This window comes from Cellulomonas sp. WB94, assembly GCF_003115775.1.
Classification (GTDB): domain Bacteria; phylum Actinomycetota; class Actinomycetes; order Actinomycetales; family Cellulomonadaceae; genus Cellulomonas_A.
The window spans coordinates 475061-491931 of record NZ_QEES01000002.1; the positions used below are offsets into that span (position 1 = coordinate 475061).

At 71.7% G+C, this 16871-nt stretch carries 14 protein-coding genes and 1 pseudogene; 9 read left to right on the plus strand and 6 right to left on the minus strand.

Annotated elements, in window-relative coordinates:
• Positions 1-174: 174 nt before the first annotated feature.
• The 3 genes from DDP54_RS18060 to DDP54_RS03340 are packed head-to-tail and all read left to right on the plus strand — an operon-like array spanning position 175 to position 1966.
• Positions 175-351, plus strand: a complete 177-nt coding sequence (locus DDP54_RS18060; RefSeq protein WP_158274438.1) for a hypothetical protein — start codon at positions 175-177, stop codon at positions 349-351.
• Positions 348-998 (plus strand): cytochrome b N-terminal domain-containing protein, encoded by a 651-nt coding sequence (locus DDP54_RS03335; RefSeq protein ID WP_109130548.1) that lies wholly within the window; start codon positions 348-350, stop codon positions 996-998. The genes DDP54_RS18060 and DDP54_RS03335 overlap by 4 nt, the downstream gene beginning before the upstream one ends.
• Positions 995-1966: a hypothetical protein gene (locus DDP54_RS03340; RefSeq protein WP_109130549.1), complete on the plus strand. Its 972-nt coding sequence runs from the start codon at positions 995-997 to the stop codon at positions 1964-1966. Before DDP54_RS03335 ends, DDP54_RS03340 begins: the two co-directional genes overlap by 4 nt.
• Here DDP54_RS03340 and DDP54_RS03345 read toward each other — a convergent pair.
• The 5 genes from DDP54_RS03345 to DDP54_RS03365 form a co-directional block, all read right to left on the minus strand.
• A complete protein-coding gene (locus DDP54_RS03345; protein WP_109130550.1) occupies positions 1878-3482 on the minus strand; it encodes an FGGY family carbohydrate kinase in 1605 nt (534 codons plus the stop codon). The two genes, DDP54_RS03340 and DDP54_RS03345, sit on opposite strands and share 89 nt — an antisense overlap.
• Positions 3479-4492 carry a zinc-binding dehydrogenase gene (locus DDP54_RS03350; protein WP_109130551.1) on the minus strand — a complete coding sequence of 338 codons (1014 nt, stop codon included), beginning with the start codon at positions 4490-4492 and terminating at the stop codon, positions 3479-3481. Before DDP54_RS03350 ends, DDP54_RS03345 begins: the two co-directional genes overlap by 4 nt.
• Positions 4493-4966: 474 nt before the next feature.
• Entirely contained in the window at positions 4967-6490 is a 1524-nt protein-coding gene (locus DDP54_RS03355) for an aldehyde dehydrogenase family protein (RefSeq protein ID WP_109130552.1), read from the minus strand.
• 211 nt (positions 6491-6701) lie between these two features.
• Positions 6702-8168, minus strand: coding sequence for a gluconate:H+ symporter (locus DDP54_RS03360; RefSeq protein ID WP_109130553.1), 1467 nt, complete (start codon positions 8166-8168; stop codon positions 6702-6704).
• Entirely contained in the window at positions 8165-8695 is a 531-nt protein-coding gene (locus DDP54_RS03365; RefSeq protein ID WP_109130554.1) for a gluconokinase, read from the minus strand. The genes DDP54_RS03360 and DDP54_RS03365 overlap by 4 nt, the downstream gene beginning before the upstream one ends.
• Positions 8696-8842: 147 nt before the next feature.
• On the opposite strand from DDP54_RS03365, the gene DDP54_RS03370 reads away from it, so the two are divergent.
• The 5 genes and pseudogenes from DDP54_RS03370 to DDP54_RS03390 all read left to right on the plus strand — a co-directional run bounded on the left by DDP54_RS03370 (position 8843) and on the right by DDP54_RS03390 (position 13860).
• Positions 8843-9556, plus strand: coding sequence for an FCD domain-containing protein (locus tag DDP54_RS03370; protein ID WP_109132320.1), 714 nt, complete (start codon positions 8843-8845; stop codon positions 9554-9556).
• 183 nt (positions 9557-9739) lie between these two features.
• Positions 9740-10773: pseudogene (locus DDP54_RS03375) on the plus strand (NAD(P)-dependent alcohol dehydrogenase).
• A gap of 91 nt (positions 10774-10864) precedes the next feature.
• Positions 10865-11635, plus strand: coding sequence for an IclR family transcriptional regulator (locus tag DDP54_RS03380; RefSeq protein ID WP_109130555.1), 771 nt, complete (start codon positions 10865-10867; stop codon positions 11633-11635).
• 139 nt (positions 11636-11774) lie between these two features.
• On the plus strand, positions 11775-13082 hold the full coding sequence (locus DDP54_RS03385; protein ID WP_109130556.1) for an OFA family MFS transporter: 1308 nt from the start codon (positions 11775-11777) through the stop codon (positions 13080-13082).
• A 37-nt stretch (positions 13083-13119) separates the two neighbouring features.
• Positions 13120-13860 (plus strand): SDR family NAD(P)-dependent oxidoreductase, encoded by a 741-nt coding sequence (locus tag DDP54_RS03390; protein ID WP_109130557.1) that lies wholly within the window; start codon positions 13120-13122, stop codon positions 13858-13860.
• Positions 13861-13898: 38 nt separating this feature from the next.
• Here DDP54_RS03390 and DDP54_RS03395 read toward each other — a convergent pair whose 3' ends face one another.
• Entirely contained in the window at positions 13899-15287 is a 1389-nt protein-coding gene (locus DDP54_RS03395; protein WP_109130558.1) for a UTP--glucose-1-phosphate uridylyltransferase, read from the minus strand.
• A gap of 299 nt (positions 15288-15586) precedes the next feature.
• Between DDP54_RS03395 and DDP54_RS03400 the strand changes: the two genes are divergently transcribed.
• The gene (locus DDP54_RS03400) at positions 15587-16819 is read left to right on the plus strand and encodes an IS110 family transposase (protein WP_109130559.1); all 1233 of its coding nucleotides are present in this window, start codon (positions 15587-15589) and stop codon (positions 16817-16819) included.
• Positions 16820-16871: the final 52 nt, after the last annotated feature.

The following is a 16871-nucleotide window of genomic DNA, read 5'->3' on the forward strand; positions in this document are numbered from 1 at the left end:
TACCGCCGCGTCGCTCCGCCGCATTTCACAGCCGCCTCACGCGCGGCTCACAGCATTCTTCTTCCGCGGACGAGACCCGCCCGAGCGTATTCCCGATAACGGGGTTACCGTCACATTGTTCGGTTTTCGATGCCGCGCCCGCAGAGGGCGGATCGTCCTTCCGAGAGGTGACCCATGCGTCCCACGATCCTGCTCGCCGACGGCGCCGGGCGGTACGTCAGCTCGGGTGCCATCCAGATCTCCGTCACCAACCTGATCATCATCGCGGCGATGGTCCTGGTGTTCGTCCTCGCCCTCGTCCTGCCCTTCCCCGGGCGGCGCCACCACGACTCCTCGGGCCGCGACTCATGACCGCCGTGCACGCGGGCCGGCCGCCCGCCGCGACGCCGACGAGCTGGACGGCGCGCCTCCGGGAGCGCCTCTCGCACGTCGTCCCGCCCGGGCAGGCGCTGCCCGACCGGCAGCCCGCCTACATGTCGTCGTGGATCTACGTCTTCGGCGTCCTGACTCTCGCCGCGCTGGTGGTGGTCGTCGCCTCGGGCGTCCTGCTCACCCTCGGCGGAGTCACGTGGTGGCACGTCTCGAGCCTGGGCCGGTTCGTGAACTCGCTCCACCTGTGGAGCGTCGAGCTGTTCTTCGCATTCATGGTCATCCACCTGTGGGGCAAGTTCTGGATGGCCGCGTGGCGCGGCAACCGGGCCCTGACGTGGATGACCGGCGTCGTCGCGTTCGTCGGATCCATCGGGACCGCTTTCACCGGATACCTGTCGCAGTCGAACTTCGCCTCGCAATGGATCAGCACGCAGGCCAAGGACGGACTCAACTCGGTGGGGGTCGGCGCGTTCTTCAACGTGCTGAACCCGGCCCAGATGCTGCTGTGGCACGTCGTGCTGCTGCCGCTGGTGCTCGGCGTGATCGTCGTCCTGCACGTCGTCCTCGTCCGCCGCCACGGCATCGTGCCGCCGATCGACGCCGACGAGGAGGAGGTCGCACCATGACGACGTCGACCGAACCCCGCCGCGTCACCCGCACGGGCCGACGCAGCACCCCCGACTCCCACGGCTTCGCCGCGCGCCCCTACGACCTGGTCAAGGAGTTCGTCGTCGCGCTGATCGTCGTGACGCTGCTCACCGTCGGCCTCGCCGCGGCCTTCTCCTCCCCGGACGAGAAGGCCATCACGATGCGCGACTGGGCGAACGCTGCCCCGAACGACGTCGTCGCGACGGCCGCGGGCGAGCTCGCGGGCACGACGACGAGCGCGGGCTTCGGACCGCCGTACAACACGGCGGCGGACGGCGCCTCGCTCGGACCCCTCACCCTTCAGAAGTGGGCCGGCGTCACGATCCCGCTGGACTCGGCCCAGGACCTGGTGCTGACCCCTCTCGGGGGCGTCACCGACAACAGCACGCTCACCGACGCGCTCGCCACGTGGCAGTCCGCCGACGCCGACCAGCGCACGCAGTGGGCCACCGACTACAGCGACGCGCTCGCCCAGGCACCCGACGGCGACCCCTCCGCCGTGGCGACCGGTGACTACGGTCCTGTGCCGGTCATCACCGCGAGCTTCCTCACGTTCGCCCAGACCGGGGGGCTCGAGGGCGCGCTCACGTCGTCCGGCAACTTCTACGGGGGCGACCAGACGAGGTCGCTCCTGCTGCTCGCCGACGGTGCGTACCTCGAGGACCAGGCCCGGGCCCGGAACCTCGGCGGCGACCAGTGGGGAATGATGAACGAGACCGGCAACTACCCCGGTCAGCCCTGGATGTGGCTGTACACGTTCTGGTACCAGGTCCCGCCGTTCTCGACGTCCGAGAACGCCGACGCCCTCGTCTGGGGCCTGATGATGCTGCTGACCCTCGGGCTCGTCCTCGTCCCGTTCATCCCCGGTCTGCGCTCGATCCCTCGCTGGGTCCCGGTGCACCGGCTGATCTGGCGGGACTACTACCGGGACCACCCGCGGCGCTGACGGCCGCCGCCCCGGCCAGGTCCGCGAAGACGGACTTCAGCTGGGGGTACAGCGTGCGGTACACGGCGTAGAGCGCGCCGTACGCCGTGGCCGTCGACGCGTCGGGCGTCACGTCGTAGCCGGCGGGCTCGGCGATCACCTCCGCCGCGGGCCGGTCGTCGGGCGCGCGACCCCGACCGTCCAGGTAGCCGCGCGCCAGCAGGGCCGCACCGGCCGCGCTCACCTCGCCGTCGGAGCAGACCCGCACCGGGCGACCCGTGATGTCGCTGACGAGGCGCACCCACAGCGGGCTGCGCGCGCCGCCCCCGACCATCCGGATCGTCGTGACCGGCTGCCCGGTGACCTCCTCGAGCCGCTCGAGGTGCAGGCGCAGCTCGAAACCGACCCCCTCGAGGATCGAGCGGTACAGGTGCGCCCGGGTGTGCCGGCCGTGCCAGCCGACGACCGCGCCGCGGGCGAGCGGGTCCCAGTACGGGGTCTGCGCCGCGTTCCAGTACGGCAGCGTGAGCAGCCCCTCGGCCCCGCACGGCAGGTCCGCCGCGGCGGCCTCGAGACCGCTGCCGACGACGCCGTCGACCCCCGTCTCGCCGAACTGCTCGCGGCACCACGTGGCGACGTACGCCGCCGCGTTGAGGACGGTCTCGAGCGTGTACGCACCCGGCTGCGCACCGGCGAGCGTGCGGAACGCCGGGTCCCACCGGTAGGTCGCCGAGTGCACCCCGAGCACCATCGACGTGCCGAGGTTGAGGTAGGCGACCCCGGGGACCGTCGCGCCCAGCGCGAGGCCCGCGGCCTGACCGTCGCCGATGCCCGCGACGAGCGGCACGGGTCCGGGCAGGCCGAGTGCCGCCGCGACGTCCGCCGTGATCATCCCGATCGGCTGACCGGCCGGCACCAGCTCGGGCAGCTGACCCGGGCGCACCCCGGCCAGCTCGAGCAGCTCGGGCGAGTAGTCGAGGCGTTGGAGGTCGAACAGGCCGAGGGTGTCGGCCGACCCGGGGCTCGTGGCCCAGCGCCCGCTGAGCCGCCACGACAGGTACGCCTGCACGTCGCCGACCCGGTCGGCGTCGCGCAGCACGTCGGGCTCGTGCCGGGCCAGCCACGCGAGCTTGTAGATCGCGGGGGTCGTGTCCGGCGGCTTGCCGGACAGCTCGTGCACGCGCGCGGTGCCGAGCGCGGCGATCTCCTCGTGGGCACGCCCGTCGAGCCACAGGATCGCCGGGCGCAGCGGTCGGCCCGCGGCGTCGAGGCACACGAACGACTCGCGCTGGTGCGTCAGGCAGACGGCCCGCACCAGTGCCGGGTCCGGCAGGGCGGCGACGGCCGCGGCCACGGCGTCCCGGGTCGCCGACCACCACTCCTCGGCGTCCTGCTCGTGCCACGACGCGCGCGGCTGCTGCAGCTGCAGAGGTCGCGCGGCCTGGGCGACGACCTGGCCCGCGGGGTCGTGGATGACTGCCTTGGCTGCCGTCGTCGAGCAGTCGACCGCGACGACCAGGCCGGCGTCGCGCGTCATGCGGACGGTGTCACGATCACCTTGAGACCGACCCGCTCGTCGGCGGCGCGGAACGCCTCGAGGCTCTGCTCGAGCGGCAGCGTGTGCGACACGAGGGACCGGACGTCCACCAGACCGCGCACGACGACGGCGGTCGCCCGCGGGTACATCTCCTTCATGCGGCGGGACATCTTGATCGTGAGGCCCTTGCGCCGCGCGACGGCCGCGGGGAACGACGTGCTCTCCGTGGCCGGGATCCCCGCCAGGACGACCGTCCCGCCGGGCCGGGCCGCGACGACCGCGAGGCGGACGGCGTCGTCGTTGCCGGCCACCTCGAGCGCGACGTCGACGCCGCGCCCGTTCGTCGCCCGGTCGATGCGGTCGAGGACGTCGTCGGCCCCCGGGTCCAGGACCAGGTCGGCGCCCACCGCGGCGGCCGCCTGGCGCCGGTGCTCGAGCGGCTCGACGGCGATCACCTGCGTGGCTCCCGCCGCGCGTGCGAGCTGGACGACGCACAGCCCGATCGGCCCGCAGCCGACGACCGCGACGGTGCCCCCGAGGCGCAGGCCCGCGAGGTCCATCGCATGCATCGCGACGCCGAGCGGCTCGAGCATGGCCGCGTCCGCGTCACTGAGGGAGTCCGGCACCCGGTGGAGCAGGGAGGTCGGCCACGCGACCAGCTCCCGAAGCCCGCCGTCGTTCGTCCCGTGCCCCGCGAAGACCACCGACGGGCACAGGTTGCGGTTGCCCTCGAGGCACTCCTCGCACTCGCCGCACGGCCAGGCAGGGTCCACGGCGACGCGGACACCGTCGTGCGGACCTCCCTGGATCACTCCCGCGAACTCGTGACCGAGCACGAGCGGCGACGACAGCGTGGCGTCACCGATGTTGCCCTCGCTGAACCAGTGCAGGTCGGACCCGCACAGGCCCACCGCCGTCACGCGGACGAGCGTCTCACCGGCGGTCGGCACCGGGGCCGGCTCGTCGGCGACGCGGACGTCGCCCGGTCCGTGCAGCCGCGCCGCCCTCACGGTGCGCTCGGCTTGTCGACCGACGATGAGCTCGACGCGCGCAGGGGCATGGCGAAGCCTTCCGTTCCGAGCCAGGCCGCACCACCCGGGCCGGGTGGACCTCGCGGCGAGGCGGGACCAGATTCTCACGACCGACAGCCGTCAGGCGTCGGCGGGGTCGCGCGCCGGCCCGTGTGTGAATCGGCCAGTGTGCGAATCGGGGCTCCGGCGTCGCGGCGCCGGGTATGCCCGCGCGTCGGTCAGCGGCAGGTGCACCGCTCCGCGGGCGGGACGCTCGCCATCACCTCGTCGACGTGCAGGCCGCAGCCCGTCCAGGTGACCTTGCCGCAACGCGGGCAGCGGGCAGGACTGCACATGGGCGACTCCTCGTCGTTCAGCGGATCGCCTGACCTTACCGGCAGGGACATGGAGCGGCACGTGGGCGTGGGCCCTCCCGCGACGTGCTGCGGAAGGGCCCACGCCGTGCGAACGGGGTCAGAACAGACCCATCGCCTCCTCGTCGTAGCTGACGAGCAGGTTCTTGTTCTGGCTGTACTCCTCGAGCATCATCTTGTGGTTCTCGCGGCCGATGCCCGACATCTTGTACCCGCCGAACGCCGCTCCGGCCGGGTAGTTGTGGTAGCAGTTGGTCCACACGCGACCGGCCTGGATCCCGCGGCCCATGCGGTACGCGCGGTTGCCGTCGCGCGTCCACACACCGGCGCCGAGGCCGTACTTCGTGTCGTTGGCGATCCGGAGCGCGTCCGCCTCGTCGGTGAACGTCGTGACCGCGAGCACCGGCCCGAAGATCTCCTCCTGGAAGACCCGCATCGAGTTCTCACCCTTGAGGATCGTCGGCTGGTAGTAGTACCCGCCGTCGTACGGCGCGTCCATCGTGGCCGGCGCCCCACCCGCGAGGACCTCGCAGCCCTCGCCGCGGCCGATGTCGACGTAGCCCGCGATCTTCGTGAGCTGCGTGATCGACACCTGCGGGCCGACCATCGTCTCGGTGTCGAGCGGGTTGCCCTGCTTGATCGCCTTCATGCGCCCCAGGACCCGCTCCATGAACGCGTCGTAGATGTCGGCCTGGACGAGCGCGCGGGACGGGCACGTGCAGACCTCGCCCTTGTTGAACGCGAAGAGCACGAGGCCCTCGACGGCCTTGTCGAGGAACGCGTCGTCGCGCGCCATGACGTCGCTGAAGAAGATGTTCGGGCTCTTGCCACCGAGCTCGGCGGTGACCGGGATGATGTTCTCGGCCGCGTACTGCATCATCAGCTTGCCGGTCGTGGTCTCACCGGTGAACCCGATCTTCGCGATCCGCGGGCTCGTCGCGAGCGCCTTGCCCATCGAGGCGCCGGGACCCGTGAGGATGTTGATCACGCCCGCCGGGACGGCGTCGCCGATGATCTCCATGAGCTTGAGGATCGACCACGGGGTCGGCGACGCAGGCTTGACGATCGTGCAGTTGCCGGCCGCGAGCGCCGGGGCGATCTTCCACGCGGCCATGAGCAGCGGGAAGTTGAACGGGATGATCTGGGCGACGACGCCGAGCGGCTCGTGGAACTCGTACGAGACGGTCTTGGCGTCGATCTCGGTGCTCGTGCCCTCCCACGCGCGGGTCGCGGCGGCGAAGTACCGGAAGTGGTCGGCGGCGAGCGGGATGTCGGCCCCGAGGGTCTCGCGGACGGGCTTGCCGTTCTCCCACGTCTCCGCGACGGCCAGCTCCTCGCGGTGCATGTCGATCAGGTCGGCGATCTTGTTGAGGACCGCTGCCCGCTCGGTCAGCGTGGTCTTGCCCCAGGTCACGAAGGCCTCGTGCGCGGCGTCGAGGGCGTCCTCGACGTCGGACGCGTCGGACTTCGGCACCTGGCAGATGAGCTTGCCGGTCACGGGCGTGAGGTCGTCCATGTACTCGCCGGCGCGAGGCGCCACCCACTTGCCCCCGATGAAGTTCTCGTAGCGGGGATGCACGTCGACGATGCTGTCGGCGGTTCCGGGGGGTGCATACACGGTCATCGTTGACCTCCGAAGGACGCGCGTCGGGCGCTCGACTCGCTTGTCGAGCCGGCGTTGCCGGCGTCACACGCTCTTCACGCTAATCCGCGGCGAGGTCGCAGCCAGGGACGTTCGGCCCTTGCCTCCGCCGCATCTGTCGGCTGGGGCTCCGAGCGGAGAGGCCCGCGTCCGGCGTGCTGCCGGACGCGGGCCTCTCAGGCGATCGGAGGGCTCAGACGACGATGCCGAGCAGCAGCACCAGCACGAGGCCGGCCACCGAGATGACCGTCTCCATGACCGACCAGCTGCGGATCGTCTCCCCGACGCTCAGGCCGAAGTACTCCTTGACGAGCCAGAAGCCCGCGTCGTTGACGTGGCTGAAGAACAGCGACCCCGAGCCGATGGCGAGCACGAGCAGCGAGGTCTCCCCGGTCGAGAGGGTCAGGGCGACGGGCGCGAGGATCCCGGACGCCGTGACGGTGGCGACGGTGGCCGACCCCGTCGCGAGGCGGATCAGCACGGCGACCACCCAGGCCAGGATGAGCGGCGACACGCTGCTGCCGGCGATGGCCTTGGCCAGCACCCCGCCGATCCCGGTGTCGATCAGGGTCTGCTTGAACCCGCCACCCGCACCGACGATCAGGAGGATCCCGGCGATCGGCGGCAGGGACTTCTCGAGCGAGGCGGCGATCTCCTTGCGGTCCATGCCCGACCCGACACCGAAGGTGAACATCGCGACCAGCACGGCCAGCAGCAGCGCGACGAGCGGCGTCCCGATGAAGTCGAGAGCCATGCGCAGGCTGCTCGTGTCGGGCAGGAAGATGTCGACGAGCGCCTTGCCCATCATCAGGACGACGGGGAGCAGAACCGTGGACAGGGTCGTCGCGAAGCTCGGTCGGCGGGTGACGACCTCGGCCTCCGGGGCGAGGGTCTCGACGGCCGTGCCGGTGCCCGCGCTGCCGCCCGTCCGACCGTCCGCACGCACCGCAGCCGAGGCGGGAGCGCCGCTCGTGACGAACAGGGCCGGCGCGGCGACGGGGACCCAGCGGGCCACGTACCTCGCGAGAACCGGGCCGGCGAGGACGACGACGGGGATCGCGACGAGCACGCCGAGCGCCATGGTGATGCCCAGGTTGGCGTTGAGCGCCGCGATTGCCACGAGCGGACCGGGGTGCGGCGGCACGAGCCCGTGCATCACCGACAGACCTGCGAGGGCCGGGATGCCGATCTTCATGAGGGGCAGGCCCGACCGGCGGGAGACGAGCAGGATGACCGGGATCAGCAGGACGAGCCCGATCTCGAAGAACATCGGCAGGCCGATCAGGGCGCCGACCAGGGCCATCGCCCAGGGCAGCGTCCGCGTCGTGGCACGCCGGATGATCGTGTCGACGATCTGGTCCGCACCGCCCGAGTCGGCGAGCAGCCGGCCGAACATCGCGCCCAGGGCGATCAGCGTGCCGACGCCCGCGACGGTGGCTCCGACACCGGTGCCGAAGCTGGTCAGGGTGTCCTTGAGCTGCATCCCCGCGAGCGCCCCGACGCTGATCGAGCCGATCGTCAGGGACAGGAACGGGTGGAGCTTGAACTTCGTGATGAGCACGACGATGACGGCGATGCCGAGCAGCGCAGCAAGAATGAGCTGGGTGCTGCCGGCGTCCGTCAGCGCCTGGGCGGCTGCGGCCAGGGCGGTCGATCTCATGGGCGTGCTCCTGTGGGGTCGAGGCGGGTGATGAAGTCGTTGACGATGTCGTCGACGGGAGCGGTCAGGTCGGCCGCGCGGCCGGGCTCGTCCGCCTCGAGCGGCTCGAGCGTCTCGAGCTGGGACGCGATGAGCGAGGCGGGCATGAAGTGCCCGGGCCGTTCGGAGATGCGCTGCGTCAGCACGGCCGGGTCGCCGTCGAGGTGCAGCAGCTGCAGACGAGGTGCTGCGGTGCGGAGCACGTCGCGGTAACGACGGCGCAGGGCGGAGCAGCCCACGACGCCCCCCTGCTCGTCGTGGTCGGCGAGCCAGGCGCCGATGGCGACGAGCCACGGCGCGCGGTCGCTGTCATTGAGAGGGTGGCCCGAGGCCATCTTCGCGATGTTGGCCTCGCTGTGGAAGGCGTCGGCGTCGGCGAACTCCACTCCGAGCCTCTCGGCGAGAGCCTGGCCGACGGTCGTCTTGCCCGAGCCCGCCACGCCCATGACCACGACCAGCGGCGGCCGCCTGGTGGCTTCTTCGTCCATGCTCGCTCTCCTCAGCTCTGAGGTCTTGGCGCTGATCCCAGCGCCCTCCGATGGAGGATGCGTCATTGGTACTACGAAATCAAATCAGTCCGGTCAAAGATGTGATCTGTGGTCGAAGTCGACGCGCGCGTCCGGCAGAATGAGCACGTGACGGCGACGGAGACGGCGAGCGGCCTGCACGAGCGCGTGCTCTCACAGCTCGGTCCAGCCCTGGTGGCGGGTGAGCTCGCCGAGGGCGACGTGATCACGATCGACCAGATCTCGCAGCAGTTCGGCGTCTCGAGGACGGTGGCCCGCGACGTCGTCAAGGTGCTCGAGTCGCTGCAGGTCGTCACGACCCGGCGACACGTCGGCGTCACCGTCAGGCCCCGCTCCTCGTGGAACGCGTTCGACCCGCGCCTCGTCCGGTGGCGGCTCGCGGGGCCCGACCGGGCGAGCCAGCTGCGCACCCTGAGCGAGCTGCGCCGAGGGGTCGAACCCGTCGCGGCCGCCCTGGCCGCCGCCCATGCGACCCCCGCGCAGTGCGGCGAGCTCACGGCGGCCGTCATCGGGATGTCGATGACCGGCCGTCAGGGCGACCTCGAGGCCTACCTCCAGCACGACATCCGCTTCCACTGCATCCTGCTCGCCGCCTCAGGGAACGACATGTTCGCCGCTCTGTCCTCGGTCGTCAGCGAGGTCCTCGCCGGCCGGACGCATCACGACCTCATGCCGGCGCACCCCGAACCCGGCGCGATCCGCCTCCACGGCGACGTCGCCGAGGCCGTGGCCGCGGGCGACGCCGCGCGCGCCGAGCAGGCGATGCGAGCGATCGCGGTCGAGGCCCAGGCGGCCATGGAGGCCGCGGCGCCTTCTCACTGAGCCGCTTCGGCGCCGCCGGTGACCCCCGCCGCCGGTGCCCCCTGCCGCCGGTGCACCCTGCCGCGGGCGGGAGCCGTTCGGGCGAAGTCGCCGGTCCAGACGGGTTCGGCGACCGAGACGGAGCAGAGTGGGCAGAGCCGGGACGCCGGCACAGGAGTCGCATCCCTCAAGGAAGGGAAGACCATGAAGGCGCTGCAGTACCGCACGATCGGATCGCCCCCCGAGGTCGTCACCGTCGACACCCCGAGCCCGGACCGGGTGAGATCAGGCTCAAGGTCACCGCCGCCGGCGTGTGCCACTCGGACGCATTCATCATGGGGCTGACCGCGGAGCAGTACATCTACGGCCTGCCGCTGACCCTCGGCCACGAGGGCGCCGGCATCGTCGACAAGCTCGGCGACGGCGCGCACGGCCTGCAGGTCGGCGAGTCGGTCGCGGTGTACGGACCCTGGGGCTGCGGCCACTGCTACGCGTGCGCGCAGGGCAAGGAGAACTACTGCGAGAACGCCGCCGCCGAGGGCATCGCCCCTCCCGGGCTCGGCGCCCCAGGCTCGATGGCCGAGTACATGATCGTGGACGATGCCCGCCACCTGGTGCCCCTGGGTGACCTCGACCCCGTGGCCAACGTGTCGTTGACCGATGCGGGCCTGACGCCGTACCACGCGATCAAGGGCTCGCTCAGCAAGCTCGTGCCCGGGTCGACCGCCGTCGTCATCGGGGCCGGCGGACTCGGTCACGTGGCGATCCAGATCCTGCGGGCCCTGACGTCTGCGACTGTGATCGCGCTCGACGTCAACGACGACAAGCTCGCGCTCGCGCGGGACGTCGGCGCGCACCACGTCGCGGCGTCCGACGACGCCGCGGCCAGCACGATCAGGACGCTGACGGGTGGCAAGGGCGCCGACGCGGTCTTCGACTTCGTCGTCGTGCAGCCGACGATCGACCTCGGTCAGTCGGTCATCCGGGTCGACGGGGACCACGTCCTGGTGGGCGTCGGCGGTGGGAGGGCCAACGCGGGCGTGCTCGCCACGCCGTACGACGCCTCCGTCCGCTCGCCGTACTGGGGCTCGCGGTCCGAGCTGTTCGAGGTGCTCGAGCTCGCCCGCTCCGGCTCCATCCGCGTCGAGACCGAGGTCTTCTCGCTCGACGACGCCCCTCGCGCGTACGAGCGGCTCCACGAGGGCACGCTGCGGGGACGCGCGGTCATCGTTCCCTGACGGTCCCCGCGTCCGCCCCGGCCGTCGGTCGGTCGAGGCGGACGCGGCCCGGCGGAGCGGCCCGCCCGGCGTCGGGACCTAGCATGGCGCCGTGACGAGCGAGCGGCCGGGGACGACGATCCAGTCGGTCGAGCGTGCTGCCCGCCTGCTCCTGGAGATCGCCGCTGCACCGGACGGCCTCAGCGCCAAGGAGCTCGCGGCCCGCTTCGACCTGACGGTCCCGACCGCGCACAACCTGCTCCGGACCCTCGCCGCCGAGGGGCTGCTCGAGAAGGACGACGCGCACCGCTACGTGCTCGGCCCGCTCGCCGCCGTCATCGCCTACCGGGTGGCTGCCTCATCGCGGCCGCCGGCCGCCTACCGCGACGCCATGAACGCCGTCGCGCGCGAGACCGGTGAGACCAGCTACCTCGGGACGTGGCGGGCCGGGCGGGTCGTGCTCGTCGCGTCCGCACCGAGCAGCCACAGCCTGCAGGTGGTCGCCTCGCCGCTCGGGTCGTCGGACGGGCTGCACGCCCGGGCGACCGGCAAGCTGATGCTCGCCCTCGCCCGGCCCGACGTGCGCGAGGCCGCGATGCGCGGCATGACCCTGACCCCGATCACCCCGCGCAGCATCACCGACCCGCAGGTCTTCGAAGCCGAGCTCGCGACGATCCGCGAGACCCACGTCGCGCACGACGACGAGGAGTTCGTCACGGGCGCGCACGGCGTCTCGGTGCCGATCTGGGCCGGCGGCATCGCGGTGGCCTGCCTGTCGGTGCACGCCCCGGTGGACCGGTACCGCGCGAACGCCGAGCGCATCCTCGAGATCATGCAGCGCGAGGCACGACGCGCGAGCCGCCCGCTCCCGGGCGGCGGCTGACGGTACCTAGGTCCCATCCCGGCCGAACCATGCCCTCCTACACTTCAGATGGCACTATTGCATTTCAGATAGTGAATCTCACCATCCATGGCGACTGCGGCGCAGCCGTCGCCGCCCCGTGTCCCAGGAGTCGTGGCACATGTCCTCCACGTCCGCACCCGCCCCCCGCAACCGATGGATCGTCTTCGCCGGCGCGTGGGTCATCACCTTCTTCATCGCCGCCGTCGCCGTGTTCAGCGTCCTCGTCGGCCCGCTCGGCAAGGCCAACGGCTGGACGTCGTCCCAGACGGCGCTGGCGTTCTCGCTGTACACGCTGTGCCTCGCGGTCTGCGGGATCTTCTCCGGACGCTTCGCCGACACGTACGGCGCCCAGAAGCTCATGTACCTCGGCGGCGCCCTGTTCGGGCTCGGCTGGTTCCTCACCGGCTACGCCACGACGCCCGCGATGATGTACCTGACCTTCGGGGTCATCGCCGGCTCCGGCTGCGGCATCGTCTACAACCCGGCGCTCGCCACCACGCTGAAGTGGTTCCCGGACATCCGCGGCAAGGCGTCCGGGATGCTCCTGGCCGCCGCCGCGATCGGCCCGGCGCTGCTCGCCCCCGCGACCGTCCGGCTGCTCGACGCGACCGACGTCGGCACCACCCTGCGCACCCTCGGCATCGTGTTCTTCGTCGCCATCGCGGCCTGCGGCTGGCTCGTGACGGCTCCCCCGGCCGGCTACCGCCCTGCTGGCTGGACCCCGACGCCGGCGCAGGCCGTCACGTCCGCGGGCCACCAGCTGACCTGGCGCCAGATGGTCGCGACGCCGCGGTTCGGGGGCCTGATCGCCGCGTTCGCCTGCGCGGCGGCCGCCGGCACGATGATGGTCACCTCCATCTCCGGCATCGCCCAGTTCCAGATCGGCGCTGTCGGCGGCATGACCGCAGCGGCCTTCGGGGCGCTCGTCGTGTCGATCTCGACCGTCGCGAACTTCTGCGGCCGGCTGAGCTTCGGCGCGATCTTCGACCGCCTCGGCGGCTACCCGTCGCTGCTGATCAGCCTGGGCGTGACGATCGCCGCGATGCTCACCCTGACCGTCGCGCACGGCGTGGCGCTGTTCGTCGTCTGCGTCGTCGCCCTCGGCTTCGCGTTCGGCGGCATCCTCGTGATCTTCCCGCCGCTCACGGGTCACTCGTTCGGCATCGCCCACCTGGGGATCAACTACGGGCTCATGTTCCTGGGCTACGCGATCGGCGGGTTCGTCGGGCCGCGGCTGACCGGGTCGTTCTTCGACGAGACCATCGGGTACCGCAACGCCTACATCGGCGCGGTCGTCATCGGCCTCCTCGGCGTCGCCATCACCGTGGTCCTCATGCGCGCCGCGCGCCGCGAGTCGCTCGCCGTCACCCCCGTCGCCGCGCCCGTCGAGCTGCCCGACGCCGACGCCGTCGCCGTCACGCACTGACGCTCCCCCTTCCCACCCACCTGAGAGGTAACCCGACATGTCCCAGTTCGACGGACGGACCATCGTCATCACCGGCGGCGCCGACGGCATCAGCAAGCGCACGGCCCAGCTCATGGCCGAGCGTGGCGCCGCCGCCATCGTCATCGGAGACATCAACGCCGACCTCGCCGCCCAGACCGCGGCCGAGATCACCGCAGCGACCTCGTGCGCCGTCACCGCGACCCGCGTCGACGTCTCCGACCCCGAGTCCATCGCAGCGCTCTTCACGACCGCCATCGAGCGCATGGGTCGCCTCGACGTGCTCGTCAACGGCGCCGGCATCATGCGCACGTCGACCATCGAGCAGTCCGACGCCGCGGCGTGGGACCTGACGTGCGACATCAACCTGCGCGGCACGTTCCTGTGCGCCCGCGAGGCGTTCACACTCATGAAGCCGCGCGGCTACGGCCGGATCGTCAACGTCGCATCGGTCGCCGCGCGCATCGGCGGCATCGCCTCGGGCGTCGAGTACGCCGCCTCGAAGGGCGGCGTCGTGGCGGCCACGAAGTCGCTCGCCAAGCTCGGCGGACCGTTCGCGATCACCGTCAACGCCGTCGCACCGAGCGTCATCCGCACCAAGATGACCGAGGGCACCGCCTACTCGGCGGCGGGCATCCCGCTCGGCCGGCTCGGCGAGGTCGAGGACGTCGCGTACGCGATCGCGTTCCTCGCGTCCGACGAGGCCGCGTACATCACGGGCACGACGCTGGACGTCAACGGCGGGTCGTACATGAACTGAGCCGGTCCGGGCAGGTCCGGGTGGGTCCGTCGGCGTCGTCAGGCGATGCCGGTCGGGCCCACCCGCGCGCCGTCAGGGACCGTCGACGGCGCCCCGCCGTCGGTGAGCACCGCGTCGCCCACGACGGCCACGTCGCGGCCGAACGTCCAGTCGCCCCGCACGCGCAGCGACGTCGCGCCGACGAGCGACGGCGCCGCGGGCAGCCGCTGGTCGAACGCCCCGATCGTCTTGAAGTGGGCCGGGTCGAGGTCGACGTACGGCGCGTCGACGGTCGCGACGAGCCGCTGGTCCTCGGTCAGCCGGTACACGTCGGAGCGCAGCACCAGCAGGTCGTTCGTCGTCTTGACCGGGAGGAACCGCGACCGGTCGACCTCGAGCACGACCGCGCCGTCGAACACCTCGATGGCCGCACCCATCGCGGACTCGATCTGGACGACCGGGGTCGAGGCCGGGTCGGTGGGGTCGACGGTCTTGTCGTTGCGGATCAGCGGCAGGTCGAGCACGCCGCCGCTGCGCTCGAGCTCGGCCGCGAGCGCGCGCAGGTCGAGCCACAGGTTGTTGGTGTTGAAGAAGGGGTGGGTCTCGATGTCCGCGGCGGCGTCGGCGTCCTCGGGCCGCGTCTGGGCGGTCTCGCGCAGCACGATGCGACCGTCCGCCGCGCGCACGACGAGGTGGCCACCCTTGCGGTCCGCCGGGGTGCGCCGGGCGACCTCGGCCGCGAAGGGCGCACCCGTGCCGGCGAACCAGCCGGCGATCCGCGCGTCGGGCGCCGCCCCGAGGTTGTCGGAGTTCGAGACGGTCGCGTACCGGAAGCCCGCCTCGACCAGCGCGGTCAGCGTGCCCGACGCGTGCAGCGCGGTGTACAGGTCGCCGTGGCCGGGCGGGCACCACTCGAGGTCCGGGTCGGCCGGCCACTCGACCGGGGTCAGGTCGTCGGCGCGGAGCTTGGGCTCCTGGTTCTGCGTGAAGTCGAGCGGCAGCCCGTCGACGCGCAGGTCCGGGTACGCGGCCAGGGCGGCCAGCGTGTCGTCCCGGGTGCGGAAGCTGTTCATCAGGACGAGCGGCAGCCGCGCGCCGGTGGTCGCGCGCGCGACGAGCACCTGCTCGGCGATGAGGTCGAGGAACGTCCGTTCGCCGCGGACCCGTAGCAGCGACTTGGCGCGGTCCATGCCCATCGACGTGCCGAGCCCGCCGTTGAGCTTGATGACGGCCGTGACCGCCAGCGCCCGGCGACCGGCCTTCTCGTCGACGTCGAGGTCCGCGAGGTGGGGCACGCGGGTCAGGGGCGTGATGTCGCGCTCCGCGATGAGGCCCGTCTCGCCGGACTCGAGCAGCCCGTAGAACCGGGTGAACGCGTCGACCGCCGTGGGCGGCACCCCCGCGTCCTTCATCTTGTGCCGGGCTCGGGCCAGTCCGTCAGCGCTCATGGCACCGATGCTAGGGGAGGCCCGAGCCCGTGACCCGTCGTCGCCCCTAGGGCGTGTTGATCAAGTCGGTCTTGATCCAGATGAGTAAGGGGCACGGGCTTGGTCGTTCGGTCGGTGAGATGAGAATGGTGGGGTCGCCCGGCGACGTCGCATGACTCTGGTGCGGTTGAGCCCGCAGATGAGTACGACGCGGGGGCTCGGGGTGTGTCGCATTGTTGCCGTTGAGCACGCGGGTCTGTCTCCGACCGCAAGGGCCCCTCCGGGCGGCGCCTGTCGCCGAGCTCTCGGAGGTGGTCGTGATGGAAGTGCTGGTTGAGCGGGTCGCTGGTCTGGACATCGGCAAGAAGATCGTCGTGGTCTGTGTGCGCATGCCCGGGCCCGGGGGCAGGCGGGTCTCCGAGACGCGCACGTTCCGCACGATGACCCGGTCGCTGGGGTTGATGGCCGACTGGCTGGTCGAGTGCGGGGTCGAGCTGGCGGCGATGGAGTCGACCTCGACGTACTGGAAGCCGGTGCTGTACTGCCTCGAAGAGCGGATGACGACCTGGCTGCTGAACGCGGCGCACATCAAGGCCGTGCCGGGACGCAAGTCCGACGTGCGGGACGCGGAGTGGATCGCCCAGCTCCTCGAGCATGGCCTGGTCGCCCCGTCGTTCGTCCCCGAGGCCCCGGTGCGCCGGCTGCGGAACCTGACCCGCTACCGGTTGCAGCTGCAAAGCGACCGGACCCGTGATGCCGGCCGGCTGGAGAAGTTGTTGGAGGACGCCTCGATCAAGATCTCCGCGGTCGCGTCGAACATCACCGGGACGTCCTCACGGGCGATGCTGTCCGCGTTGGTCGACGGGCAGCGCGATCCGGTGGTGATGGCCGACCTGGCGCGCACCAAGCTGCGCCGCAAGATCCCCGACCTGGTCGAGGCCCTGACCGGGCACTTCGATGACCACCACGCACTGATCGTCGGTCAGCTGCTGGCCCGGATCGCCGCGACCGAGCAAGCCCTCGCCGACCTGGATTTGCACCTGGAGGTCGCGATGGCTCCCTGGGCGCACGAGATCGACCTGCTGACCACCATCCCGGGGGTCGGGCGGTTGGTCGCCTGGACGGTCATCGCCGAGACCGGTGGGGACATGTCTCGGTTCCCCAGCCCCGGACACCTGGCTTCCTGGGCGGGGGTCGCACCCGCGATGCACGAGTCCGCCGGGCGTCGCCAACCGGTCGGCACCCGGCACGGGAACAGGTTCTTGACCTCGATGCTCGTCGAGGCCGCGCAGTCTGCCTCCCACACGAAGGACACCTATCTCGCCAGCCAGTTCGCGCACCTGACCTCTCGGCGCGGGCACAACCGTGCCGCGGTCGCGGTCGCGCACTCCATCCTCGTCTCGGCTTACTGGATGCTGGTCCGTGACCAGACCTACGTCGACCTCGGACCGGGCTGGCTCACCGACCACGCGGCCGAACAAGCCCGCACCCGCCGCCTGGTCAACCAGCTCGAGGCCCTCGGCCACACCGTCGTCCTCGACCCCGTCGCCTGACAGCCCCTCCCCATCAACGACCATCCGGGCTCCGCCCGGAGCGGTCGCGCGC

Excerpts from the sequence above, each read along its gene's own strand:
- DDP54_RS18060 (WP_158274438.1), top strand. The coding sequence starts at position 175 with ATGCGTCCCACGATCCTGCTCGCCGACGGCGCCGGGCGGTACGTCAGC.
- DDP54_RS03335 (WP_109130548.1), top strand. The coding sequence starts at position 348 with ATGACCGCCGTGCACGCGGGCCGGCCGCCCGCCGCGACGCCGACGAGC.
- DDP54_RS03340 (WP_109130549.1), top strand. The coding sequence starts at position 995 with ATGACGACGTCGACCGAACCCCGCCGCGTCACCCGCACGGGCCGACGC.
- DDP54_RS03345 (WP_109130550.1), bottom strand. The coding sequence starts at position 3,482 with ATGACGCGCGACGCCGGCCTGGTCGTCGCGGTCGACTGCTCGACGACG.
- DDP54_RS03355 (WP_109130552.1), bottom strand. The coding sequence starts at position 6,490 with ATGACCGTGTATGCACCCCCCGGAACCGCCGACAGCATCGTCGACGTG.
- DDP54_RS03360 (WP_109130553.1), bottom strand. The coding sequence starts at position 8,168 with ATGAGATCGACCGCCCTGGCCGCAGCCGCCCAGGCGCTGACGGACGCC.
- DDP54_RS03365 (WP_109130554.1), bottom strand. The coding sequence starts at position 8,695 with ATGGACGAAGAAGCCACCAGGCGGCCGCCGCTGGTCGTGGTCATGGGC.
- DDP54_RS03385 (WP_109130556.1), top strand. The coding sequence starts at position 11,775 with ATGTCCTCCACGTCCGCACCCGCCCCCCGCAACCGATGGATCGTCTTC.
- DDP54_RS03390 (WP_109130557.1), top strand. The coding sequence starts at position 13,120 with ATGTCCCAGTTCGACGGACGGACCATCGTCATCACCGGCGGCGCCGAC.
- DDP54_RS03395 (WP_109130558.1), bottom strand. The coding sequence starts at position 15,287 with ATGAGCGCTGACGGACTGGCCCGAGCCCGGCACAAGATGAAGGACGCG.
- DDP54_RS03400 (WP_109130559.1), top strand. The coding sequence starts at position 15,587 with ATGGAAGTGCTGGTTGAGCGGGTCGCTGGTCTGGACATCGGCAAGAAG.